Annotated in this window: 5 protein-coding genes; 4 read left to right on the forward strand and 1 reads right to left on the reverse strand. The window is 35.8% G+C overall.

The window, feature by feature from the left end:
* The first annotated feature begins 92 nt into the window (after window positions 1-92).
* Window positions 93-2,828: a valine--tRNA ligase gene (locus ACP6PK_RS16245; RefSeq protein ID WP_426560827.1), complete on the forward strand. Its 2,736-nt coding sequence runs from the start codon at window positions 93-95 to the stop codon at window positions 2,826-2,828.
* A 223-nt stretch (window positions 2,829-3,051) separates the two neighbouring features.
* Here the strand turns inward: ACP6PK_RS16245 and ACP6PK_RS16250 are convergent, their stop codons facing one another.
* Entirely contained in the window at window positions 3,052-3,909 is an 858-nt protein-coding gene (locus tag ACP6PK_RS16250) for a hypothetical protein (protein WP_426560829.1), read from the reverse strand.
* Window positions 3,910-4,163: 254 nt separating this feature from the next.
* Here ACP6PK_RS16250 and ACP6PK_RS16255 point away from each other — a divergent pair, with 254 nt between their 5' ends.
* From ACP6PK_RS16255 to ACP6PK_RS16265, 3 genes are all read left to right on the forward strand, one after another.
* On the forward strand, window positions 4,164-4,427 hold the full coding sequence (locus tag ACP6PK_RS16255; RefSeq protein ID WP_426560831.1) for a hypothetical protein: 264 nt from the start codon (window positions 4,164-4,166) through the stop codon (window positions 4,425-4,427).
* A 59-nt stretch (window positions 4,428-4,486) separates the two neighbouring features.
* Window positions 4,487-5,092 carry an RpnC/YadD family protein gene (locus tag ACP6PK_RS16260; RefSeq protein ID WP_426560833.1) on the forward strand — a complete coding sequence of 202 codons (606 nt, stop codon included), beginning with the start codon at window positions 4,487-4,489 and terminating at the stop codon, window positions 5,090-5,092.
* A 365-nt stretch (window positions 5,093-5,457) separates the two neighbouring features.
* Window positions 5,458-6,525 (forward strand): acyl-CoA dehydrogenase family protein, encoded by a 1,068-nt coding sequence (locus tag ACP6PK_RS16265; protein ID WP_426560835.1) that lies wholly within the window; start codon window positions 5,458-5,460, stop codon window positions 6,523-6,525.
* The last annotated feature ends 389 nt before the right edge of the window (window positions 6,526-6,914 follow it).

Consider the following 6,914-nt stretch of genomic DNA (forward strand, 5'->3'; position numbering starts at 1 on the left):
TCCCTGACTGAAGAATCCCGCGCTCTCCCGTAGGGGAGCGTCGGGAGTATGTCAAGGACAATCAAATAGTGTCCAAAAATTTAATTTCATCTATGACCAAAACTATACCAGAACTACCAACTAAATACGACCCCTTTGCTACTGAAGCTAAATGGCAGAAATATTGGGAGGAAAATAATATATTTAAGGCAGACCCCAATCAAGCAGGGGACCCCTACTGTATTGTCATTCCTCCACCGAATGTTACAGGTAGTCTCCATGCAGGCCATGCTTTTAACAATTCTCTGATAGACACGCTTATTCGTTACCATCGGATGCGGGGTGACAATACCCTCTATCTCCCTGGTACTGACCACGCAAGTATCGCTGTTCAAACTATTCTGGAACGTAAACTTAAAGAAGAGGGTAAAAGTCGCTACGATATTGGGCGGGAAAAATTCCTGGAACGTGCTTGGGAGTGGAAGGCGGAGTCTGGTAGCACTATTGTTAATCAACTGCGTCGTCTGGGAGTGTCTACAGACTGGACGCGGGAACGTTTTACCCTAGATGAAGGTTTATCAAAAGCTGTCATCGAAGCATTCATGCGTCTCTACGAACAAGGTCTCATCTATCGCGGTAACTATTTGGTCAACTGGTGTCCTGCTAGTCAGTCTGCTGTTTCTGACTTGGAGGTGGAAAATAAGGAAGTTAACGGTTATCTCTGGCATTTTCGCTACCCTCTCACTGATGGGAGTGGTTATGTGGAAGTTGCCACTACTCGTCCTGAAACAATGTTGGGGGATACTGGTGTTGCTGTTAACCCCAATGACGATCGCTACAAAGATATTCTCGGCAAAACTCTGACTCTACCAATAATGGAACGGGAAATACCTATTGTTGCTGATGAATTGGTTGACCCTGAGTTTGGTACTGGTTGCGTGAAAGTTACTCCTGCTCACGATCCTAATGATTTTGAAATGGGTAAACGTCATAATTTGCCATTCATTAATATTATGAATAAAGATGGCAGTTTGAATGAAAATGCGGGAGTGTTTGTCGGACAAGACCGTTTTGAGGCGCGGAAAAATGTTGTCAAACGGTTAAAAGAAGAGGGTGTTTTAGTCAAAATAGAAGAATATAGTCATAGTGTTCCCTATAGCGATCGCGGGAAAGTACCTGTTGAACCTCTGCTGTCTACTCAGTGGTTTGTCAAAATTGAACCATTGGCAACGAAAACACTGGAATTATTGGATAAACATAATCAACCGAAGTTTGTTCCCGAACGTTGGACGAAAGTTTATCGTGACTGGTTGGTAAAAATTAAAGACTGGTGTATTTCTCGGCAACTTTGGTGGGGTCATCAAATTCCTGCTTGGTATGCTATCAGCGAAACTAATGGAGAAATTTCTGATAACACTCCTTTTATTGTCGCTCGTTCGGAAGCGGAAGCGTTGGAGCAAGCAAAGGCAAAATTTGGTGATGATGTGAAAATTCAACAGGACCCAGATGTGCTTGATACTTGGTTTTCATCAGGTTTATGGCCGTTTTCGACTTTGGGGTGGCCAGAGAATACTCCCGACTTAGCAAAATATTATCCTACTAGCACTCTTTCTACTGGTTTTGATATCATCTTTTTCTGGGTTGCTAGAATGACAATGATGGGAGTACATTTTACTGAAAAAATGCCGTTTGAAACTGTTTATATTCACGGTTTAATGTTAGATGAAAATGGCAAAAAGCAATCTAAGTCTGTTGGTAATGGTATCGATCCTTTGTTGTTAATTGACAAGTATGGAACTGATGCTTTGCGTTATACTTTGATGCGAGAAACTGCCGGAGCAGGACAAGATGTAAGGATGGATTATAATCGAGAAACTGATGAGTCAGCATCAGTAGAAGCCTCTCGAAATTTTACTAATAAAATTTGGAATGCTGCCCGATTTGTAATGATGAAATTAGGCGGTAAAACTCCTCAAGAATTAGGTGAACCAGAGGCGGATAAATTAGAGTTAGTTGACCGTTGGATTTTGTCTCGTTTCTATCAGACTGTGCAGCAAACTTGCGACTATTTAGATAATTATGGTTTGGGGGAAGCTGCTAAGGGTATTTATGAATTTATTTGGGGAGATTTTTGTGATTGGTATCTGGAATTAGTTAAGTCTCGTTTGCAGGGTGAAGATGAAAGTTCTAAGTTAGTAGCACAGCAAACTTTGGCTTATGTTTTGGATGGAATTTTGAGATTATTACATCCTTTTATGCCTCATATTACTGAGGAAATTTGGCATACTTTGAATCAGGTTGGTGAAGAAAAATGTTTGGCTTTAGAATCTTATCCTAAGTTAGATAAGTCTTTAATTAATTCCGATTTAGAAGCAGAGTTTGAGTTATTAATTGGGGTAATTCGGACGCTGAGAAATTTACGGGCAGAGGTTGATATTAAGCCAAAGGTAAAAATTACAGCGATTTTGCAGAGTGAAAATGAAAAAGAACGGGAAATTTTGCAAAAAGGAGAGAGTTATATTCAGGATTTAGTTAAGATTGAAAAGTTGAATATTACTCCTAATATTGATGCAGAAGTTGGTCAGACTATTGCTGGTGTTTTTGGAACTGTACAGATTTTAATTCCATTATCTGGAGTAGTAGATATTGAAGCTTTATCTGCTCGGTTAGAGAAGAAATTAGGGAAGTTAGAAAAAGAAATTTTATCTACTTCTAAAAGGTTAAGTAAACCTGGTTTTGTCGAAAAGGCAGACCCTAAATTTGTAGAGGAAACTAGAAATAATTTAGCAGAGGCAGAAAAGCAGGCAGAAATTTTACGCGATCGACTGAATAATTTAAAGTCTAATTAGGCATATAGCAATCCTAAATAGGTTGTAGTATTTTATCATAGGGGTTTGGTCTCTAAACCCAAGCAAAAAATGGGATTTGGAGACCAAACCCCTACAGTTTTTCTCACAAATCATTTGGGATTACTATATATGGTTGGGTTTAGTTATTAGCTAACCCAACTGTTAAAGTTATGAAAAACAAAAGGAGAAATTGTGCCAGCAAAAGATATTTATTATTCTGTTATTAAACAAGTGGATTTTCTATAAACTGAATAAATTGTTTCCCTAAGTCTGTTGTATTGCTTTTTTGTAAGTTATTTTTTACATCTGATATAATTGAGTCAATATTTTCAGTATGCTTGACAGTTCTAAAATTGTTTTCATAGTTACGACGAGGTTGAAAGGGATTTAATTCTGATATGATTGACTCTATTTCATCAGCTTCTTGTTTTAATATTTGTTTTACATCATCAAATGGATCGTCAAAATAAATAGTTGGAGGTTCTTCTTCAAAAGTTTCATATACCTCTCTCAATTTTATCAATCCCTTATTGGTCAATTCGAGTAATATTTGATTGTAAAAAATACGATTTTTCTCTAAATATGGCAAATTAGCTAAAATTTTTGCTTCATTATAATTATCTATGTAATGCAGCATTCTAAGCAATCTAATATGTGACACAGTAAATTCATCAATCCATTTAATAAAAATAGCCTGAATATCATCTCTAGGACAATTTGGGGTAGCTGAATTTAAAACCGCATTTCTCAACGCTTCTAATTTTTCTTGTTGATGTTCACCATCAGCGATACGGATAGCTTTTTTGAAAGTTGTCTGAAATGTTGGATTATCAAAACTTACACCATCAATTTGTGCTTTCAAAGCTAATAATTCTTGTACTAATCCTTCTAAAAAATTATGCAATCTTTGACTAGAAGGTTCTTTAATATAATTCTCATAAAAAGTTACTGCAAGTGAACCTACTGCCGGAATAGCACTAACTAATGCTTTCTTAGCATTATAATTTTTATCTTTACTATTTCCTTGCTTTAATAACTCTAATTTTTCTTGTAGTTCGGAATTATAATTTGTATTGCTCATTAAATATTTCCTCCTATAACCAATCATAGTTACATATTATAACAAGCTTCATCTAATGGAGTAGGAAGAGAAGAGAGCGATCGCCTGAATTAGTTAAAGTCGAATTAGGCAAATATACCACTAATATAATAGGGGTGAATAGCCATTCGCCCCTACATTATTTGTTTTGACTAAATAAATTTAATATGGAATCTAGTTATATAATATTATGTTGATAATTCTATCTATACTTCATTACAGAAACCTCAAACATAATGACAAGACAACCCCAAGACCAATTTGCTAAACAATTCCTCAAAGAATTACTTTCATCTTTTGGTCAAGTCGAAATTAGTAAAGAAGTAACTGGAGAAGTTAGACAGATAGATATTTATTTTTACCCAGCCTCAAAACCTCCTACTTCTAATTTTAATCTAGGAGTATTGAGTCAAATTTTATTGAGTAATTGTTTAATTGAACCATTTAGAAATCAACCTAGCTTAAATGAAGTTCGTAGTTGTCTACTGAAGTTATTTTAGGTGCAAAGTCAATTGCAACGAGAAGCAAACAGAAATCAAGCATCTATTGATGAAAAGATTTGCCTTATTTGTGGATATTAGCTAGTTCTGCATCTGATAAATTAATCAATAGTTTTGGTTTTCAGCAAGATCCAGAAAACCCCGTGACAGGAGTTTATATTTCTACAGCAGGATTAAAAACTAATCTAATTGCAATTAATCAATTACCAGTAATACCGGAAACTCTATGGTTAAGAATATTAGGGAAGGGAAAAACTCAAAAATCAGCTATATTAGAATTAGTTGATTTATCACCAGAAAACCCGTTGAGAAATCTGGCACTAGAACAGGTTTCAATATGGAAGACTAATTTAGAAATTAAACAAGATTTAACATCGGAGGAGAGAGAATTAATTATGAATTTATCACCAGCTTATCTGAAATGGCGTGAAGATGTAAGGCAAGAAGGACGACAAGAAGGGCGTCAGGAAGAACGAAAGATTATACTGGAAAGCTTATTCAAAACTCGATTTAGTCAACTCGATCAAGAGTTATTAGAAGTTATCGAAACTTTATTAAACTTTTCTGCCGATAAATATGCTCAGATATTAATTAAATTAGTTAATTTACCACGAGAGGAAATCTTAGAGTTGATTAAAAATGAATCATCAAAACAAAACAATTAAACCAGAAAACTTAGCCTAACTTAATTCTACCTCTTTATTTCTGTAAGCATTCAGCCGTCAGCTAGCCTCTTGCCTCCTGCGGAGGAGCTGCGCTAACAGAGGAGCTTCGCTAACAGCCAGCCTCCTGCGGAGGAGCTGCGCTTTTCATGTCGCGCAGCGAAACAGCTATGAGTTATTAACTTATCCTGTTTGGAAGTTTGTGTTTGAGAAATTAATCTCCAAAAAGTGAAATATAAATAATAAAGATAGTCAGCTAATTTTAATCACTCCTGTAGGTTTGCTCGGCTATTAGCTGACTGCTGACTGCTAATAGCTGAATGCTTACTTATTTCTTCCTTTTTACTTTATCGCCCTTAGTATTAATCATGCAAAATATAGAGGAAATTGCCTCTTCAATTTTACAAAATTCTGTAGCTCCCCTAGCTAACGAAATAGATAGTAACCCAGAAGCACTAAAAACAGCTTTAATGAGTCTAGGAAAATCGGGTTTATTAGCACTACAAATTCCGCGAAAGTGGGGTGGTTTAGAATTAAAGCAACAAGATTATTTTAATTATCAATTACTTGTAGCAAGATATTCTGGTGCATTAGCTTTTCTCCAAACCCAACATCAGAGTGCAGCAGCAATGTTAGCATCAAGTGAAAATGAGCGACTACAACAACAATATTTACCTCATTTGAGTCATGGCAAAATATTATTAGGAGTTGCTTTTTCCCAACTTAGACGCTCTGGGGAACCACCTGTCAAAGCTTTCCCTACTACAGGTGGATATTATATAGAAGGAATTGTGCCTTGGATAACTGGATGGAATATATTTCAAGAATTTATTATTGCAGCAAAATTACCTGATGAAAGAGCAGTTTTTGGCATACTTCCTTTCGAGGAAACTACTACATTAAATGGCAGTATTAGTTTCTCAGAAGTTATGCCTTTGTGTGCTATTAATTCAACTAATACTGTTAGTGCTACAGTCAGAAATTGGTTTTTACCTGATGAGCGAGTAGTTTCTCTTAAACCTGCAAATTGGATTCATCATAATGACAAACAAAAAGTTTTGCGCTTTAGTGCTTTTGCTTTAGGATGTGCCTTTGCAGGTATTGATATTATGATAGAAGTATCAAAGAGCAAATCTCTTGGTTTTATTGCAGATGCAATTTCTTGTCTACAAGCTGAGGTGAATGAATGTCGAAATGTAATAGAGGAAGCTAATAAAAATTCTGATACTGATTTTGCCAAAAAGCTCCACCTCAGAGCAACATCTATTAATTTAGCCCAGCGTTGTGCTGCTGCTGCTGTTACTGTTTCTAGTGGTGGTGCTAATCACAAAAATCATGGAGCGCAACGGGTTTATCGGGAATCTCTAGTATATACAGTTTTTGGTCAGACTACAGCTATTATGGAAGCTACTCTCAAAATATTAACTAGCTATTAGACATCTCTAGAAAAGAGGGAGTAGGGGGAAATAATTGACTGTTTATCCTCGATAATTGACTTTATTTTTTATTTTTGGAGATGTCTATTAGCTATCACCTAGTTATACCAGTTTTAAAAAAGAATGTTATGAATAATAAGAGAGATTGTGCATACTTTATAGGGATGTCCTTTTGACTAAAAAGATGATTTATGAACTTAGAAATAGTATCAAAGCTATTCCCATACGACTCCTAACTCCTGTCTCCTGACTCCTAAAAAATCCCCTAGGTATTTGTAGCAAACATTTATCAAATTGGTATTAGATCAAATCCGCTTAATTCGATATTAAAAAATTTTCATCTACGGTTCCCGAAAAATCAGCTAATGTGCAAATATTTCTAAATTCTC

This window comes from Dapis hubbardiae BLCC-M172 (assembly GCF_050016015.1).
Taxonomy (GTDB): Bacteria; Cyanobacteriota; Cyanobacteriia; order Cyanobacteriales; family Microcoleaceae; genus Trichodesmium.